The sequence below is a fragment of the Rhodococcoides fascians NBRC 12155 = LMG 3623 genome, from assembly GCF_001894785.1.
In the GTDB taxonomy this organism is placed as follows: domain Bacteria; phylum Actinomycetota; class Actinomycetes; order Mycobacteriales; family Mycobacteriaceae; genus Rhodococcoides; species Rhodococcoides fascians.
The window spans coordinates 19,743-36,369 of sequence record NZ_BCWW01000019.1; the positions used below are offsets into that span (position 1 = coordinate 19,743).

At 63.3% G+C, this 16,627-nt stretch carries 15 protein-coding genes and 2 pseudogenes; 4 read left to right on the forward strand and 13 right to left on the reverse strand.

Going from position 1 to position 16,627, the window contains the following annotated elements:
• Positions 1-9: 9 nt before the first annotated feature.
• The 5 genes and pseudogenes from RFA01S_RS25700 to RFA01S_RS25720 form a co-directional block, all read right to left on the reverse strand.
• Complete coding sequence (locus RFA01S_RS25700; protein ID WP_015586218.1) at positions 10-1,305, reverse strand: AAA family ATPase; 1,296 nt, start codon at positions 1,303-1,305, stop codon at positions 10-12.
• 57 nt (positions 1,306-1,362) lie between these two features.
• The gene (locus RFA01S_RS25705) at positions 1,363-2,559 is read right to left on the reverse strand and encodes a hypothetical protein (protein ID WP_015586217.1); all 1,197 of its coding nucleotides are present in this window, start codon (positions 2,557-2,559) and stop codon (positions 1,363-1,365) included.
• A complete protein-coding gene (locus tag RFA01S_RS25710) occupies positions 2,556-2,744 on the reverse strand; it encodes a hypothetical protein (RefSeq protein ID WP_032364835.1) in 189 nt (62 codons plus the stop codon). Before RFA01S_RS25710 ends, RFA01S_RS25705 begins: the two co-directional genes overlap by 4 nt.
• A pseudogene (locus tag RFA01S_RS25715) lies at positions 2,741-3,911 on the reverse strand (vWA domain-containing protein). The gene RFA01S_RS25710 and the pseudogene RFA01S_RS25715 overlap by 4 nt, the downstream one beginning before the upstream one ends.
• Positions 3,908-5,008, reverse strand: a complete 1,101-nt coding sequence (locus tag RFA01S_RS25720; RefSeq protein WP_015586215.1) for an ATP-binding protein — start codon at positions 5,006-5,008, stop codon at positions 3,908-3,910. Before RFA01S_RS25720 ends, RFA01S_RS25715 begins: the two are co-directional and overlap by 4 nt.
• A gap of 257 nt (positions 5,009-5,265) precedes the next feature.
• Here RFA01S_RS25720 and RFA01S_RS28600 point away from each other — a divergent pair, with 257 nt between their 5' ends.
• On the forward strand, positions 5,266-5,682 hold the full coding sequence (locus tag RFA01S_RS28600; RefSeq protein ID WP_072692248.1) for a WhiB family transcriptional regulator: 417 nt from the start codon (positions 5,266-5,268) through the stop codon (positions 5,680-5,682).
• 302 nt (positions 5,683-5,984) lie between these two features.
• Here the strand turns inward: RFA01S_RS28600 and RFA01S_RS25735 are convergent, their stop codons facing one another.
• From RFA01S_RS25735 to RFA01S_RS28360, 4 genes and pseudogenes are all read right to left on the reverse strand, one after another.
• Positions 5,985-6,701, reverse strand: a complete 717-nt coding sequence (locus tag RFA01S_RS25735) for a hypothetical protein (protein ID WP_015586212.1) — start codon at positions 6,699-6,701, stop codon at positions 5,985-5,987.
• Positions 6,701-7,561: an RAMP superfamily CRISPR-associated protein gene (locus RFA01S_RS25740; protein ID WP_015586211.1), complete on the reverse strand. Its 861-nt coding sequence runs from the start codon at positions 7,559-7,561 to the stop codon at positions 6,701-6,703. Before RFA01S_RS25740 ends, RFA01S_RS25735 begins: the two co-directional genes overlap by 1 nt.
• Positions 7,558-8,007 carry a hypothetical protein gene (locus RFA01S_RS25745; RefSeq protein ID WP_015586210.1) on the reverse strand — a complete coding sequence of 150 codons (450 nt, stop codon included), beginning with the start codon at positions 8,005-8,007 and terminating at the stop codon, positions 7,558-7,560. Before RFA01S_RS25745 ends, RFA01S_RS25740 begins: the two co-directional genes overlap by 4 nt.
• 750 nt (positions 8,008-8,757) lie before the next feature.
• A pseudogene (locus RFA01S_RS28360) lies at positions 8,758-9,750 on the reverse strand (MinD/ParA family ATP-binding protein); the annotation flags it as partial.
• Between the two features lie 827 nt (positions 9,751-10,577).
• On the opposite strand from RFA01S_RS28360, the gene RFA01S_RS25760 reads away from it, so the two are divergent.
• Entirely contained in the window at positions 10,578-11,444 is an 867-nt protein-coding gene (locus RFA01S_RS25760) for a phosphoadenosine phosphosulfate reductase domain-containing protein (RefSeq protein WP_015586207.1), read from the forward strand.
• Positions 11,445-11,580: 136 nt separating this feature from the next.
• Here the strand turns inward: RFA01S_RS25760 and RFA01S_RS25765 are convergent, their stop codons facing one another.
• From RFA01S_RS25765 to RFA01S_RS25780, 4 genes are all read right to left on the reverse strand, one after another.
• Positions 11,581-12,588, reverse strand: a complete 1,008-nt coding sequence (locus RFA01S_RS25765; protein WP_139278550.1) for a DUF6615 family protein — start codon at positions 12,586-12,588, stop codon at positions 11,581-11,583.
• A 52-nt stretch (positions 12,589-12,640) separates the two neighbouring features.
• Positions 12,641-13,174 carry a MerR family transcriptional regulator gene (locus RFA01S_RS25770; RefSeq protein WP_052047235.1) on the reverse strand — a complete coding sequence of 178 codons (534 nt, stop codon included), beginning with the start codon at positions 13,172-13,174 and terminating at the stop codon, positions 12,641-12,643.
• Between the two features lie 142 nt (positions 13,175-13,316).
• Positions 13,317-13,514 (reverse strand): hypothetical protein, encoded by a 198-nt coding sequence (locus tag RFA01S_RS25775; protein ID WP_032375875.1) that lies wholly within the window; start codon positions 13,512-13,514, stop codon positions 13,317-13,319.
• Between the two features lie 374 nt (positions 13,515-13,888).
• Positions 13,889-14,764, reverse strand: coding sequence for a LysR family transcriptional regulator (locus RFA01S_RS25780; RefSeq protein WP_015586203.1), 876 nt, complete (start codon positions 14,762-14,764; stop codon positions 13,889-13,891).
• 74 nt (positions 14,765-14,838) lie between these two features.
• On the opposite strand from RFA01S_RS25780, the gene RFA01S_RS25785 reads away from it, so the two are divergent.
• Both RFA01S_RS25785 and RFA01S_RS25790 read left to right on the forward strand, forming a co-directional pair.
• A complete protein-coding gene (locus RFA01S_RS25785; protein WP_230591638.1) occupies positions 14,839-15,831 on the forward strand; it encodes a DMT family transporter in 993 nt (330 codons plus the stop codon).
• Complete coding sequence (locus RFA01S_RS25790) at positions 15,782-16,618, forward strand: 3-methyl-L-tyrosine peroxygenase-related protein (RefSeq protein ID WP_015586201.1); 837 nt, start codon at positions 15,782-15,784, stop codon at positions 16,616-16,618. The genes RFA01S_RS25785 and RFA01S_RS25790 overlap by 50 nt, the downstream gene beginning before the upstream one ends.
• Positions 16,619-16,627: the final 9 nt, after the last annotated feature.

Sequence of the window (16,627 nt, forward strand, 5' to 3'; positions counted from 1 at the left end):
TGGGGATCGCTACACGACGGGCGTGCAGTGCAGTGCGGCCATCAGGCCGGTGTGGGTGGCGTGAGCCGGGGATGGTTCGGCGTGTTCGAGGACGTGGGCGGTGGCGTCATCGATGACCACAGTCATGTGGGCTCGGTGGCGGGTGAGCATCACGCACGCTCTGCCGGGGTCGAGATTGAACGGCTCGGCTGTCCGGTACCCGGCAAGCGGGTGCAACACGACAACGGCGGCGCGTTCGAGGCCTTGCAGAGAGTTTGCGGTGCCGACCAGTACGTCGGGGTGATCCGAGAGCAAGGCCCGGACAGCGGCAGCCTGCGTGACATGAGGGACGACGACAGCCAGGTCCGCCGCTGTCATGGCCCGCTGTCCGTCCGGTGTGGTCACATCGGCGTCCAGCAGTTCTCGCGCGCGCAGGGCGCACTGTGTGGCCAGGACGGGGTCGGTTGGGCCTCCGATGACCCGCACTGGCCGATGCGCGAGTTCGGGCAGGCCGGGGCCGCTGGAATCGGTCAGATGCTCCGGTGGGCGACGGGAAGTGAAAGGCAGGCCGGGGTAGAACAGCGGTTGAATGAGGGCCGTTGTCCTCGCGCCGAGACGCCAGGTGTGTCGCAGACGGACCACGCCGACCGAATCGCCGTGAGCTGCTTGCAGAGCGAGGGGGGCAGGCAGGTTCGGTGCGGTCTCGCTGCCCTCCCACCGCGATACGTCTCCGGTGACCACCGGATCGATCTGTCCGGGGTCTCCGACGCAGACGACCTGTCGAGCCATCGCGCCGAGCGCCCCCAGATCGGCGTAGGTACATTGCCATGCTTCGTCCACGATCAACACATCGGCACCGATTCGGTCCGGGTCCGAGAAGAGCCACGGCGCCGTGGTACCGATGAGAATTGCGCCAGTCTCATTCGACCACCGCACTTTTCGTCCTGTCACTACGGGAGTGCTTCCACTGTCGGGGAGGGGTGCTTTCGCCTTCCAGATCAACGCTGCTCGATCTGTCAGCGCGCCGAGCCGACGCGCGATTTCCACGGCTTGTTCTCGGGTTTGCGCCGCGATACCCACCCGTAGGTCTGCGCGATGGGCCAAGGCGGCGGCGAGCAACGCGACCAGTCGAGTTTTTCCTGCGCCCGGTGGTGACGGGACGACGACAACGGGGTCTCCGGACCACACAGAGAACAGCACGCGTGCAGTGATCGGGTCGGCCATGATCTGTGATCCGGGCCAATGGGCGGGCGATGACGGTTCGGTTCCCTTGAAAGGTGTTGCGTCGGGGTTCGGGGTGTCCGCTCCGGGTGCGACGATACGCATTGTTGTCCCGTTCTTCTTCTAATGTGTTGTTCATGAATACTTTTGGTCGTCTTCTGATCACGGAGCGTCCTCTGCACCCGCTATCAGGACATCGAGCGGGACTTCGCGGCGCACGGCGCTCGGGGCTTGTCCGGTCGAAAGCCAGGAACGGCGAGCGCGGTACAGATTCCAGTACCTCGCCCGTCCTGCTCGCATCGTCGCCGGTGAAGGCGGTTGGGGCATCAAGGTCACCTGGTCTCCGTCGTTCGGTGCGTGCGCTCCGAACACCCCGATACCGAGCGTCAGTTTGCCGTTGACCACCTGTGCGGACGTGACGTCGGCAGAGAAGCGCTCGAAGGGTTGATCGAGCGGTGATCCGACCCATCCCGTAACTGCCGAATCAACCCGCATCCTTGAGTCCAGCCGGTCGCAGGTCACCGACACCGAAACGTTGCGGCGGCGTGAACCTGTCGGCGGTGCCGCCACCGATGCGATGCCCTGGGCCACGTGTCCTGTATGCAGCGCACGTACTCGCCACAGTGGATCACTCAGCAACGCAGCGGCTTTGAGGTCGGCGGCATCGCATCGGGTCCGTAGTCCCATGGCCGCACTAGCTGAGTTGTCCGGCCGTGACCAGTCGTGGCCCGCAGTCGTGGCCGACAATGTCCGATCCCAGGAGTATCGGTCATCGTCGTGTATCGGATCGAGAAGCGGCAACAGCGGTCCCGTTGCGATGCACGCTGCCCACTCATGCAGGCCTGCGACGCTCTCGTCGGTAATGCCGAGCCAGGAACGCCATGTTCGGGCCGCTCGCTCGGCGTCGGGCGCAGTGCCGAGGACCAGACGCGAGGACGACGCAGCAACCAGATCGATCACCGCCGACGTTCCGGGATGGTCGGCTCGATCGGCCCACCATCCGATCATGGCGGCAGCCCCCGCTATGTCCGGATCAGGGTGGTGGGCGTGCGCACGCGCCAGGGCCAGCAGGCTCGGTATCGTCGCGGCGTCATCGGTGAGCAGCATGGCCGGTTCAGCCGTACCCACCGTCGTTGCCCCGTTGCGAGCGAGCAGGGCCAGAGCCTCGGTGTCGTGCGCGGACTCTTCGGTGCATCCATCTCGAGCGACGGACACGGCCAGCGTTGTTCCTCGCGTGACCGCACGCACGGCCACGGCGGCTCTGGACGGCTTGAAGGTGGCATGTGCCAGCCGAGGGACCGGTTGCATCTTTTCGGCGGCATAGAGGCGTTGCGCGAGGTCGAACCACTCCACGCTCATCGCTCGTCACCGTCGACGAGGATCAGGGCGTTGCTCGCGCACTCCCACCCTGCGCGCAACGCCATTGTGGCGGCGTCGGCCGCTGCGCTGGCGACGACGATGCGGATATCGGCGGCGGCGATTCCAGTGCCGGTGAGCACCCTGTCTGCGTACTTGAGCAGTTCCACGGGTCCGCTTTCGTTCATCGTGTGGCCCCCGATCCGACTGGCACGTGCACCGTCGATGCCCATGCCGGTGTGACGCCCCTACCCTGGACGCCGCCGATGATTGCGCACACTAGGTGGGACCTCGTGGGCCGGTCGGGCCAGGGTGTATCGCCATCGGTCAGCACCACGACGACGTGGGGTGCAGGGCGCGCAGCGTTGGCTGCGGCGATTCCCACCCTCATATCGGTTCCGCCACCACCAACCAACGTCACATCAGCGACCGATCGTACGTGTTGTGCCGTAGTGGATTTGGCGTCACACGCCAGAATCCGAACCCGGTCGCGTGCTATGCCACCAGCTTTGAGAACTCCCGCCACTTCGCCCATCGCGGCATCGAGGTCTGCGGCGGGAGGGACGGGAGTACGAATAGTTCGTCCTACCCGCCTGCTCTGCCAACGCACGCCGAATTACGGCCCGTAGCAGACGATCCCACGCTACCGTGGGCGGGGCGAGAACATCAGCTGCCCACCGGACCAGTCCCGCCGGGGCACTACCTCGACCGGTACCAGCTGCTTCGCGAACTGCCTGCGCGATAGATCGGCGCACCAGGTCCGCTTCCGCATTGTCCAGTCCCTCCGTGATCACTTCTCCCGAGCCGATGAGTTCACCGGGGACCACAGGGCACCCCGATCCTGATCCGCATCCCGGATCGCCCTCAGCGCCAACGAGTTCGGTGACAGTCTGATGCGCAATCGGGTCACGCAGGTAGTCGTAGTACTGCTCGGCTGTGTCTCCGGAAAGGCAGCCGAATGATTGAGGGGTGATCACCCCTTCGGGCAGGCTGACTCCCGCAGCCAACAGGTCGTCGTTGATTTCGGCGTCGGCCGCGAAGTTCCACACCAGATGATCGATGGGCTTCGCCAGAGCGGCGGCACGGTCGGCGTGTGCCCGTAACAAATGCCCGACCTCGTGCAGCAGCACTGCACCGACCATCGGCACCGGCCACGCGCAAGGCCCGACCAACAGATCCGGATCCAGGTACAGCCGCCACCGAGCGTCGACCGCAAACGTACCCAGGCCCGGTGCCGCCACGGGTTGCGCTGCGAACAGAGCGCGCATGAAGTACGGCATCTGCTCAGCCGACACCAGCCGCGCGAGTCGGAACGCTCGCATTTCAACCGGCTCGAGCTCACGCACGCCGCTCATGCCGCAGCCTCGACCAAACCCGCTGCCACCAGCATCGGCGCAAACCGGCGCGCGCTCGCAGGAACAGCGGCCTTCGCCGGTCGCGCTTTCGCCAGAGTGCGTGCCGCAGCCCCGGCCACGTCGGGTGCTCCTGCCTCGGCGGCGGCAATCAGCGGACCCCAGGCGTTGCGCCACGCTTCGACGGTGCCCCGCGAGGCCGCCCACGCCGTCACGCCGGACAGCACGGCCCACACCAGATCAGGACGCGAGCGCCAATCGAACGCCGTCTCGGGGTTTTCGATCACGGCAACGGGGTCTGGGAGGTCGGCCTTGCGACGCCATTCGAGGAATTCGACACCCGCGCCTTCCCCGATCAAGCCGAATACCACCGCGTTGGTCGCCGCATTGTCGTCGTCGCAAAGATGTGGCAACACCCGCGCAAGCATCGACCAGGTGCGCCGAGACGGCCATGCTCCACCTGTCTGCACTCCGACCTTCGGAAACGCATCGAGCGCCTCGGGCGCACGCTGGATGTACCCGATGATGGAACTGCGCACCAACGCCTCCCGCTGCTCGTCGCTGGTCACCGCACGCGAAGAGGCCGTGCTTGCCCAACCCGTGGCCATACCGTCGAGCCATTCATCGACAGACGGCGTGAACTCGATGTGGCAGAAGCGGTTTGCTAAGGGAGCCTCCAACTCGTACCCCCCTGCAGCGCAATCGGGCGGATTCGCACCTGCGATGACCCGAGTCCCCTTCGGCAGTTGCAGATCACCCACCTTCAAATCCAGTGCGACTGCCAGCATCGCCGCCTGAACGGCCGGTGGACTCGTGGTCAGCTCGTCCAGAAAGAGGTAGCCCCCACCCTCTGCATGTAGCCGTCGCGCCCAATCCGGGGCCTCCAATCTCACGCCACTCTCACGGACTACCGGTAGGCCTGCGAAGTCGGCGGGCTCCCGCAAGGACCCCAAGACCGTTTCGCACAACACCCCCTCGGATGCAGCAAGTGCTCGAACCAGGCTCGACTTCCCCATACCCGGACCCGAGATCAACAACGACGGGACACCAGCCCTCCCGCACGCATCCACAACAGTTACCGCAGTCGCCAAATCCGGCATCGCAAAACTCCTCGAAAGATGGGCAAGATGGTCAGTCTCACCAACAACAGGACGCCTCAATCTTACTGCGTCAGAACGCTTTTCACCCAGTCACACCAACCGTCAACGTCCCCGGCGCACTCAGTGCCGGGGACATTGACGGTCCGGGCTCAAAGAGCACCGGACCGCCACGTGTGCTGCGTGAAGTGTCCGGGTCCCTCGATATCGTCGAACCCACTCGAAAAAGGCCGGGTCGCCCGAAAGAAAGGACCCAACACGTGACACCGCTCGAAACAGCCATCGCCGCGCCACTGCCCCCGCCCGCGGCGGCGGACATTTCGTCATGGCGCTCGGACGCATTGTGCGCACAGACAGACCCCGAGGAGTTCTTCCCGCCCCCGGGTGGAGCAACCAGCAGAGCAAAGCGGGTCTGCGCAGAATGCCCCGCCAGAGCCGCTTGCCTCGCCCATGCACTGACGTACAACGAACAACACGGAATTTGGGGCGGAAAGACACCACGAGAGCGCCAAGAGCTTCAGCACACCACAGCCATAGAGAGCCGGCCTACCCGGCATCAACAACAGGCGCTCACGATAGCCACGCTTTCGGCCCAGAACGTCCCAGCCGAGTCCAGTGCAAGCCAGCTCGGAATCACGACCCGGCAGGTGTACCGAATACGCTCCCGCACAGCGTGAATCAACGCGCGATTCGCCGGTCAGACCTGCCTGGTGATGCCTACCCCGTTACAGTCGGCGCGATCAACCGCGGTTGATCGTCGAAGCGTCTCGACTTGCGTCGCTCCTCGCTGAAGGCTTCTCGCCGCAGGTGATGTCTTGGCCGGCGAGAAGGTCCGCAAGAACGACCGCGCGCGCCGCATGGGCCAAGATTTCGGCAGGTAGCGGTGGACCATCGAGGGTTCGGATTCGCATGGTTGTCAGTATGGCGTTCGGCTCCGACAAGTTGCTGTCCCGCAACGTTTCCGGTGCGTGTTCACGGGTCACTGGGGTGTCCATGGCATGCATAGCTCGCGCATTCTCGACCGGTGCATGTGCGGTGGCCGTATCGCGCCTCGGCCCAAACCGCCTGTTTCGACTGTTGGTTTGCCCTGCAGACAGATGCGTGGGCTCAGGCGGCCGAGGTGGCCGTTCGGATGGAGGTGGCCGGCCGACCAGTCATCGATGTCGACGGGCTGCACTTCCCATCTCAGCACCTGCCCCTCGCCCTGGCTGCGCTTCTTCCCGATCGCATCGATCGACGCCAGGGTTGCGCTCACCCGGTCGATGTCGCCGACACCTCTCCAGAGCACAGTCCGCGTGGAGGTCAGTAGGAGCGGCATTTGGCGTGCGCGATATCGGCCCTGCCGGTCGGAGATGACCGATGGTCGGTACCTCGCGAGTTGCTCGAGCGCACGGTGGTCGGGTCGTCCGCTCCAGTGATGGATTTCCGGGGCGTCGGCCAGGTCTTCGGGATAGGCGTATGTCGCGCACCAATGCCAGTCGTCGCCTCCCCCCAGAGTGCACCGAGCGAGTGGTAGATCCAGATCGGCGGGCACCTCGTCGGGGCCGGCGGCTTCGAGGTACTGTCCGCGGTCCCGAGCAGCGGCTTTTTCGTCTTCCCACATCTCGGATGCGAGCAAGCCATCGAGGCTCGTCGCCCACGGAGCTGCATGCGCAAGTCCGACCGCCAGGTGTGCTTTTACCTCGAACGGCCTCATCACGTCAACGCCTCCATGACTTCCAGCGCCTCGTCACGGCGCTCTCGAAGATGGGTTCGCCAGTCGAGCTCTTTCGGCTCGTCGCCGGCGAGAAGGGTCCGCTCGAATCTGGTGCGGACGAGGCCGTGTCCGATAGCTGTACGCCCGCCGATGGTTCCGGACTCGACGAACCTGCCAACGACGTCGGAGAAGAAGGCCACGTCCAGATCGGTTGCGCGATCGAGACGCAAAAAGGACTCGAATCGTGTACCGGCAGGCAGCGTTTCGATCTCATAACGCATCAGAGAGCTACCGTCGACGGTGGCTGCGTCGGTTCGGCCGACTGCGGGGAAGTCATGATCGGTGGAATCGTCGAACCGGCTGTACCGTTCGAGCGCCATGGTGTCGAATTGGCTCAAGACAGCACGGTCCGGTGCGGGACGGCTCATGAGGTGGTCGGTTTCGAGGACGTGCGGGATCACTTTGCCCACGCGGAGACAGCCGTCGATCATTCGACCGCCGCCGCTCCCGCCGAACACGCTGACCTGTGGGTTCAATGTACGGAGCCGGTGTAGCCGTTCGCCGGACAGCGGCTCTCCGGTGACCTTGGTCAGGCTGCCCCCGTTCCGAAGTGTGTGTGCTGCAGACAAGCTGAGAAGCCCTTCGTATGCGAGGACGTCCCGTAATAGCTCCTCCCCGATCCGCCGGAGCGCCCCTCGGAAGGAGTTCCCGGACACAATCGGAACCAAGGCTGCGGAACCGTTGGGCTGCTGTATTTTTTCGCGCCGGAACAAGGTCGTTGTGGTGGCGCTGTGTTCACCGCGGTGCGAGATTGCCGAGACCGCTGTGATGTCGAGCTGCCAGCGCATGGTCGAGGTCACTTCTGCCTCCTGGGCGATGTAGCAGTCGCTGCGGTGGACCGGCGCGCTTGAACAGCTTCGGCCACGATCCGTGTTCGGAGTACGAGGGCGGTGGTGTTTTCCCGTAAGAGGGTCAGGACCGGTATCGATTCCTCGCGTAGAAGGACCGATAGTTCGAGGCGTTGTTCTTTCGTCGACGGCGCTGACTCGAGATCGGTTGCCACGGTGCTCCACCATCGATCGAGGTCGGCTCCGCCGGTGTATGTCGCGACCCGGACTCGGTCTGGCAGGTGGTGGTCCCAGTACAGCTCTCTCCGGCGTCCCACCCACCCGGTGTCCCAGTTGATTCCGTAGTGCAGCAGCAACAACAGTCGTTCAGCTATTGCTGCCGCACCGGTGACGGGCGGCAGAAAGCTCGCTGCGTCCAGCCAGGTTCGGGTCGGTGTCGTAGCTCTGGTCGGGGTCATGCCGTGCCTCTGGTTGACGTTGAAGCCGTCGCTGCGAGGTCGAGGTACACAGGACGCTCTCGCCACGGATCGAGGCTGTCCCAATCCGCGAACACAGACGTCCACGTTCGATGAGGAATGTTCTTGAGCGTGCTGAATGCCGGCGCTGCGCGCGCAAGCGCTGCCAGGGAGAACCCTCGCCGTCGCAATCGCACGACTGCGCTCAGGCGTTCCGCGTCGTGCTCTGTCCATGGAAGCGCGACGTCGTCGACGGCGACCCGACCCCACCGGGCATGAGGAAGAATGTGCTTGCGCCCAGGGCGTAACGGAACCACGACGGCGGACGTCGGAGAGATCGCTTGTCCCAGAACGCGACGTAAGCGGGTCTTCGACAATTTTGTGGCGCACACTGGATCACTGGTGACCAGCAGGAGGTCCGAGCGAAGTGCCGTTGTCGTGTACACCCAGACGCAGACGTGACACATCGTAGGAGCCGCAACGTCTACCCACCCGTCGAACCCGGTGAACGTTCTCGACACAGTCTCACGCACTCGCCGTCCGGAACCTTCTGTCGCGCCACCGCACCGCGCGCACGCGGAGTCACCAGAAACGCCGGCTGGTGGCCACGAAACCGCGCATCCTGTTGCGGCCTTGTAGGCGGTCGTCACAACGTCGAGCGCCGCACTGCCCCTTGATAGTTCGACCATCTCTGCACTCTAACGGCGCGCCCGGACACCACGGACAGGCCAACTTTCACCGGCACGGTCCAACTCACCAAGGACTCGGGCCGGGCGCTGGTGCGTGCCGGCCGACGTTGGCAGGAAAGTCGTCGGCGAGGAGAGCAGCCAGCTCGACGAACGCGCGTTGTGCAGGCTTGCCCAGTAACTCGAGATCGATGGTGTCGCCTTCGGCAAGGTGGTCGTCGTACGGGACGACCTGGACGGCGCGAGTGCGTTCTGCGAAGTAGGACTTGAGTTGCTCGACATCGAGGGCCGTCGAGCCCTTCCGTGATTCGTTGATGACGACAACGGTGCGTTTGACCAGGTCGTCGAAGCCGTGTCGCGACAGCCATTCGAGGGTCGCCCCAGCGCTGCGCGCTCCGTCCTTGGCCGCGGAGGAGACCAGGACCAATGCGTCGGCTTCTTTGAGGACCCCTGCCATGGCCGAGTTCATGAGACCGGTGCCGCAATCGGTCAAGATGATGTTGTAGAACTGTTCGAGGATGCGCAGTGCGGCGGTGTAGTCGTGCTCGTTGAATGCCTCGGAAACGGACGGATCACGCTCGCTTGCAAGAACTTCGAGCCTGCTTCGCGCTTGCGAGGTGTAGCTCCGTACGTCGGAGTAGCTGTGTACTTCTTTGTCCGCGAGCAAGTCCCGCACTGTGCGGTCACTGTCTCGGTGAATGCGGTAGGCGAGCGTCCCGAAATCTGGGTTGGCGTCATAGGCAATGACGCGCTCGCCCCGCAGTGCTGCGAATGTCGATCCAAGCCCTGTTGTCGTGGTTGTTTTTCCGACCCCGCCCTTCATGGACAGGACTGCGATCTTGTAGTTCCCTCGAACCGGTTGCCGTACGCGGCGCAGGAGCTGCTCGTACTCGAGTTCAGCCGGCGACTGTCCGGGATTGGCTGAACCGAACGAGAGTCGGTAGAGCCACCGTCGCCAACCTTTGCTCGGAGGCAGTTGCGCACGGCGGATCAGCTCCAGTTCGTCGATCGACCGCGGAGGGGCAACAGCTGCTGTCGGCCTTGCTGTCGGAATTGCTGTCGGCACTGGTTCTACCAACTGAACGGGCTGCGAGGTGAAGGGGCGATGAGCTGTCACTGCCAGAGAGTCGGAGGCGCTTGTTGGCTCCGGGTGAGACGTCGGTGCTGAACTGTCGACCGACTTGTTGGTGTGCCATTGCTCAACAGCGGGTGCGGAGCCGCCCTGCCCTGGCCAGGCCGAGGGCCGGTCCGGCATTGGTGCCTGACCATCGTTGACGCGCGGCGGCCGTGAGGCCGGCTCCGAGGTGGGTCGATGTGCACCAGAATTGGGCTGGCTCGCCGAGGGGGAGCTGCTGGGTGCGGAGCTGGGCCGGTCTCTCTGCGCGAATTCTGATGCGACTTTGGACCGGGCTTGGGATACGTTTTTCGACACGTTTTCATCAGCGTTGTTGGCTGCGACTTTGGGTGCGTCGTTCGGCACGAATTCGCTGGCTACAGGCTGTTCACGGGCGGGTTCTGGATGGCCTACGCCCGAGTCCTGGACGAGGTCACCGTCCTGCCCATCGTGGCGATCTTCCGACCCCCCTTCCGGCTCGGAATGGTTCGACTGATCGGTCGCATTGTTCGCCGCCGACGGATCGACCACCCACCGGGGCAACGCGCTGCCTGGGTCGGACTCTGTGGGACTCATCGGTCGCCACCTCTTCCTCTTGCTCATTCAACGGACGATATCCGGGCGAACATAACACCGGCACCGGACACCTCGAACACCCCGAAAACTGCTGCCGAGCGGCCCCACGGACCGCCGTTGTGCAACCGGTAATTCCGCCTGTTCGGGTACAGCTTCTGCTTTGTCCAGTCTGAAGTGTCCGTGTCCCGACTATCGTTGTGGCGGTGCGTAGCAACGATTTCGACGGCCTCGATCTCACTCGACTACGGTCCCTTCGATCCTCGCGGCATGACATTTCGACGATCGTCGATCGCGTGGCCGAACACCTCGACGAATTCGATGGGTACGTCGCATTCAGCGGTGGAAAAGATTCCGTCGTTGCTGTCGATCTCGCCCGCCAGGCGGACCCAGATGTCCCGGTAGCCTTTTTCGATTCCGGTCTCGAATACCCCGAGACCTACGCCTACGTCGAGCAGATTGCGACGAAGCTGGGACTGGACCTGCACATCATTCGCGCTGAACCAACGCTGCTGACAGTGATGGCCCGGACCGGGGAATGGGACCACGGCGGTAGCCCGTCGGCTCATGTACCCGCACGAGGCTTCGAGACCTTGATTGCGCAGCCTGCCCGGGCTGCGCACACCAAGTTCGGTGACGGGGAGGTCTGGGGCGTGCGGGCAGACGAATCCAGGAAAGGAACCGGCAGGTGGTCGATGTACTACTCCGCTCTCGCACGTGAGATCAGCGAGCGCTGCCAAGGCGCGAGCTGCTGCAGCAACAAAGCGGAGCAGCGTCGACACCACGGGGGGACGGTTCGCCGCACCGATGGAACTGTGGCCTATGGGCCGGTATGGGACTGGTCCGCGGACGATGTGCTCGCCTATTCGCATCAGCACGACCTTCCGAGCAACCCTGTCTACGCCAAACTGGCCGCGCTGGGCGCACCTGCAGCGAATCTGCGGGTTTCACACATTCTCGACGGAAATTTCCTCGAATCGGGCAGGGTCACTCGTCTGCGTCGAGGTTGGCCGAGCCTGTTCGAGGAGATCGCCGCAGTGCTCCCGCGAATACGCGAGTTCGTGTAGATCGCCATATCGACTGTGCGCGTGTAGCATTCCTGGCACTGAGATTGCACAGGGTGAGTCGGAGGCACACCACACGGTGGCCTCCGACTACTTTTTTTGCATCAGAACCAAACGACCTCTTGTCGGCCGATCGGCGCTAGCTCAGGCGTAGGTTCATGAGGTCTGAACTTTCCGGGTTGAGCTCCAACAACAGGCGATACCCCGGCCCTGTCCGCTCGGTCTCGTCGGGCAGGTTCAGCATTCGACCCACCAGATCGTCTCTGCCGATCTCATGAGCGAATTGTTCGGCGCTCGCGAGGCGCTGAGCGTAACGCGCCTCATCGCGGGGGTCGAGAAATTTCCTCATCGTGTACATGCCGTAGGCGGCCTGCTCGGCTTCGCGAGACGGAATCGGGTAAGTCATTGCTTCGAAGGCATCGTCGGTGAGCGGCGATCTGTTTCCCTCCATGTGGTGCAGGTTCTCGGCCACCTGCCGCACAGTCGGAGCCGCGCCCGAAGGCCCGGAGTGAAGTAGATACGCCCAAGGGGTCGAATGCACGAGATACCGTGGGATATAGCGCTTGTTTCGGCGGGTAGCAGCTGGGATGAGAGCTGGCGGGAAGACTGATGTGGATGGGTTCTCATAAATTTCTTTGACCTTCTGCGCCGCGGAGACTGCGCACCCCCAATCCAACGAGCCCCACATCGGATACGGAACGTGCCCGCCGTGCACCGCCCTGAGGTTGCGTGCGATCGCATCGATGTACTGGCCCTTTACGAGAAATCTATCTTCGGGCCACCCGTTGAAGAAGACATACAACGGAGTTGCACCGTCGAGCCTGCTCTTCAAAATCAGGGTCTCGTACTGCTTGACTTCTTTAACTGAGTGTCCGAGCTGCTCATAGCGGTTGAATTTGTGGCTGGCGCGTTTTGCTTGAATACGAAGCTTGATCCACCGCTCGTCGGCCGAAGAACCGATCCACCACTCCCAATCCGCACCGTTGCCCGCCTCGACCGCCTTGGCGTATTTCGTCACTCTCAGCGCCGGAATACGCTGCTGAAGCTTGATCAAGTTGAGGTCGGTGAGCGTCTCTTCTCCAGGTCCGATGCCGCCTGCAATTCCCGTCTCCATCAGATCCCAGGTATCAGAGGCTGCTTCATTCATCGCGTGGACCATGTAATTGGCACTGAAGTGTGTACTCATCCCGGGGCCGACTTCAGGCGCTCTTGCGGTCGCGTCGCGATCCCAGTTCGTCGATTCGGGTGACCTTGTCGCTTCCCACAGAAACTGCAGGGAGCGCACGGATATCGGCAGCCACGTCCGCGACTGTATGTCCGATCGCGATGCCGAACACGCCCTGACCACCGTGTAGCAAGTCCACTATCTCGTCGTCAGATGTGCACTCGTACACCGAAATACCGTCGCAGAGCAGAGTTACAGACGCCAGCCCCTGGGCGTCACGCGCACGCAGGCACTCGATCGCAATGCGTACATTCTGCAAAGACACTCCGGCCTCGAGGAGACGACGAATCACTTTGACCACCACGATGTCGGAGAAGGCATACATCCTTTGCGATCCCGAACCGGATGCAGGGCGGATCGACGGTGACACAAGCCCTGTACGGGCCCAGTAGTCGAGCTGGCGGTACGTTACCCCAGTCACTTGCTGGACCTGGGGCGATTTGTACCCCAGACACCCGTTCACGGCGTCGGCGGCGGTGCCGTTCGAGGTCTTGAAAAGCCCCGGCACGATGTCCTCGAACGAACCCTGTTCGCTGCAGCTCACAACTCGCACCCACCCTTTAATCGATCGTTCGATGCACGATACCGCTCGACATCGCTCTGCTTTCTCTCCCGGCCAGCGGGCCACCTCTGCACGTCCGCCCCCACCGTTACTCGGCGGACAAACCGAGCAGCCATCCGATGAACGGCGTAAGACGAGGAACACCGAACCTGAAGAGCAGAAACACCGCGAGGAAGACGGCTATCGTGACCCGCTTGGATCGGAACTCCGTGAAGGAACGGATCGCTATAACGGCAGTGACTGCCACTACCAGGGAGCAGAAGTTCAGCACGTCGTCGCCGCTCATCCGAGCAAACCTGCCGATGCAATCGGGCTGAGTGGGGTCATTTCATGGGGCGTGATGCTGTTCATCGCCGCACCGTAACGATTATGGCACCGATGGCGGAGGTCTTGAACGGAACGTAGAATTCCCCGAATAGGGGAATTCTACGAAGCTTGATCCCACGGGCGTGTCGGACAGTGTTCGGCCACCACCGTCGCCCTGCTGACGTTCAGCATTCTCGATCTCCCCGCCTCCGGTGGCCGTGAACCCGGATCTAGCGCATACCTGCGCCCTGACAATCACTGCCATACAACCTGTTTCGCAGATGTCATGTGCCTGCCCGTTACCTTTTGAGCAGTCCTGATAACCGAGCGTTACGGGTGAGATCGGCCGCGGAATCAGCCTGCGAGAATCACGTTCATCGCATTCAGGAGCGCGCCGACTGCCGGGATTCGGGTCGAGCTCGCCGCACGTAGCGAACGTGTCACGGCCGGCTCGGTCGGCAGATACCGCACCCTGGCCGTTCGGACTCGCGCGGTGTCCGGAACCAGCGCGACGGCCAGACCTGCTTCGACGAGGGCCAGTTGGGTCGAGTAGTCGGACACCTCGTAGCGGATCGTCGGTTCGACTCCAGCTTCGCGCAATGCGTGCACGAGCGCGGAGTGCGCATCCGACCCTGATGGGCATACCGTCCAGATCGATTCCGTTTCGCCGGAGAGGGTTGCCATCTCACGGTTGTCCTCGATCGGTACCGCGAGGTGTACATCCTCGGTGTGGAGCGTGTGGACGTCGATACCTGCGGGGACCGTCGCCGGCCGATGGTCCCAGGACTCGAAGACGACGAGATCGAGGGTGCGGTGCTGGAGGCGGTCGAGCAAATCGATTCCTTCTCCGTCGACGACCTCGGGGCGCAGCAGTGGATACGTGCGAGCAAGGTCTGCCAGAGCTGGGACCACCAGCCGACGTAATGCACTTGCGACCGCGCCTACTCTCAGCGCTCCGGCAACGTCGGTGTCGATCGAGGCAAGGTCGTCTTCTGCGGCTTCGGCGAGAGCGGACATGGCGGCCGCACGTGTCGCCAGTGCGCGACCGGCGGGGGTCAGCCGTATCGACCTTCCCTCTCTCTCGACCAGGGTGGTGCCGGCTTCCTTCTCCAACTTGCGGATGTGTTGCGACACTCCGGGTCCGGTGAGGTGTAAAGATTCTGCAGCTCGAGTGACCGAACCTTGTTCGGCTACTGCGGCGAAAACTTTCATCCGATCCCACGACAACATATAAGTGATACTACTGTTTCAGCGGTAGAACTGGCTAGTAGACTTATCGGTTTGTAACTGGTTGCCTTGACCAGGTGACCAGAACCGCGATACCGAGAGCTGACGCCGCCGATCGGGGGGTGGGCGGGAATGCGGCGCTGGTCATCGCCGGTGCCGCGTCGCTGTCACTGTCCGCAACCTTCGTCAAACTCGCCGATGTCACCTCGGGGACGGCGGCATTTCTACGATGTCTGATCGCGCTGGCGGCTCTCGTTCCGATGGCGCTGTGGGAACTTCACCGACGCGGCGCAATGCCGACGAGGTTGTATCCCATGGCCATTGGTGCCGGAGTCTTCCTCGGAGCGGACTACGTGATGTGGACCGCGAGCATCCTCGACGTCGGTGCCTCGATCGCCACCGTCCTTATCAATGTCCAGGTCGTCGTGCTGCCGCTGATCGCGCTCGTCGTCGATCGAACCGCAATCCCCCGACGATTCCTCATGGCGGTGCCTTGCATGCTGCTCGGCGTTGCACTCGCCGGCGGACTCATCGGCGGAACAGGAGCCGACAACGCGCTCCGCGGGTCCATCCTGGGAATCTCCGCCGGTGCCGCGTACGCGGCCTACCTGTTCCTGAACCGCCGCTCCACCCAGCGAAGCCCCAGCCATCTGGTCACCCCGATCTGTGTGGCCACCGCATCGGCAACGGTCACTGCCGGCATTGTCTCGGCAGGCCTCGGAGACCTCGATCTCGACATCTCCGCGGCCGCGTGGGGATGGATGATCGCGCTCGCTTTGCTCGGACAGGTTGCCGCCTGGCTGTTCATCAGTTCGGGATCCCGATCGCTGGCGGCTAATACCGTCGCGGCCCTACTCCTGCTGCAGCCTGTGCTGGCTATCGCGTTCGGATTCGTTGTCCTCAGCGAGCGACCCACCTGGATTCAACTAGCCGGAGCCGCCGTCGTCGTCGGAGCCGTCTGGACCGCAACCCGACACCCCCACCACCCTGACTCCACTTCAAGCCACGGAAGAGGCCTTCATGACCCCATCTCCGACGAGCATCGATCGAGTCGTCCTACCCACCGATAGCACCATCCCTGTCGCCCGCAGCGCCGAATACGACACCTACTTCAGGATCTCCCGCAGCAACGACCCGCACGCGTGGGCGGTCAGCGCACTGACCGTCGTCACCGCCATCACCACAGATCTGCCGCAGTCCACTCTGGACAACGACTCACGACTCCGCCTACTCGACGCCCTGGCCGTAGTCGTCGGCGATGCCTCCGCCGCAGCAGCCGTGTCCGCACGGGAACGAGATCCTTCCCAATTGGCAGCGCCGACGGACCACAGTGCGGACAATCGCACCCCGCAGGCTCCGAACGACTCTGCACGACAAGCGATCACACGCTGGAAGAAGGGCCACCACCTGTTCCACCTGTTCGTCATATCCATGAACAGCCGGCTCGCGGCAGTGCTGGAGTGCCTTGCAAACAAGCAGTGGCCCACTCTCGCCCACCAACTCACCGAACTAGGGACTCTCTACGCCGGGGCGACCGAGAGCATGCGGTACGCGTCCGATTTCTCACCGGAGATCTACCGTGACTTCGTCCGGCCTTCCATGGAACCGCCCTGGCTCGAACCCGGGTTCTCCGCCGTGTTCAACCGGGATCACGACGTGATGCTCACCCGCGCCAAGATCGTCCGTACAACGCTCAAGACGGCTGAACTTCCCGGCGTCGCAGCAGATTCCGCACGACGGCTCTGGAAGAGCCAGGCCGAGAACCGGCGCGCCCACCAACTCATCTGCCAACGATTCGTCCCCGGCGGCGATTCACTGCTGCAAGAGCACTTCGACAGCACCGGTCAGAGCAACTGAAACAGAAAG

Coding starts and splice junctions, on each gene's coding strand:
- RFA01S_RS25700 (WP_015586218.1), bottom strand. CDS start 1,305: ATGCGTATCGTCGCACCCGGAGCGGACACCCCGAACCCCGACGCAACA.
- RFA01S_RS25775 (WP_032375875.1), bottom strand. CDS start 13,514: ATGAGCGGCGACGACGTGCTGAACTTCTGCTCCCTGGTAGTGGCAGTC.
- RFA01S_RS25735 (WP_015586212.1), bottom strand. CDS start 6,701: ATGAGGCCGTTCGAGGTAAAAGCACACCTGGCGGTCGGACTTGCGCAT.
- RFA01S_RS25780 (WP_015586203.1), bottom strand. CDS start 14,764: ATGTTGTCGTGGGATCGGATGAAAGTTTTCGCCGCAGTAGCCGAACAA.
- RFA01S_RS25705 (WP_015586217.1), bottom strand. CDS start 2,559: ATGAGCGTGGAGTGGTTCGACCTCGCGCAACGCCTCTATGCCGCCGAA.
- RFA01S_RS25720 (WP_015586215.1), bottom strand. CDS start 5,008: ATGCCGGATTTGGCGACTGCGGTAACTGTTGTGGATGCGTGCGGGAGG.
- RFA01S_RS25710 (WP_032364835.1), bottom strand. CDS start 2,744: ATGAACGAAAGCGGACCCGTGGAACTGCTCAAGTACGCAGACAGGGTG.
- RFA01S_RS25745 (WP_015586210.1), bottom strand. CDS start 8,007: ATGACCCCGACCAGAGCTACGACACCGACCCGAACCTGGCTGGACGCA.
- RFA01S_RS25765 (WP_139278550.1), bottom strand. CDS start 12,588: ATGAATGAAGCAGCCTCTGATACCTGGGATCTGATGGAGACGGGAATT.
- RFA01S_RS25790 (WP_015586201.1), top strand. CDS start 15,782: ATGACCCCATCTCCGACGAGCATCGATCGAGTCGTCCTACCCACCGAT.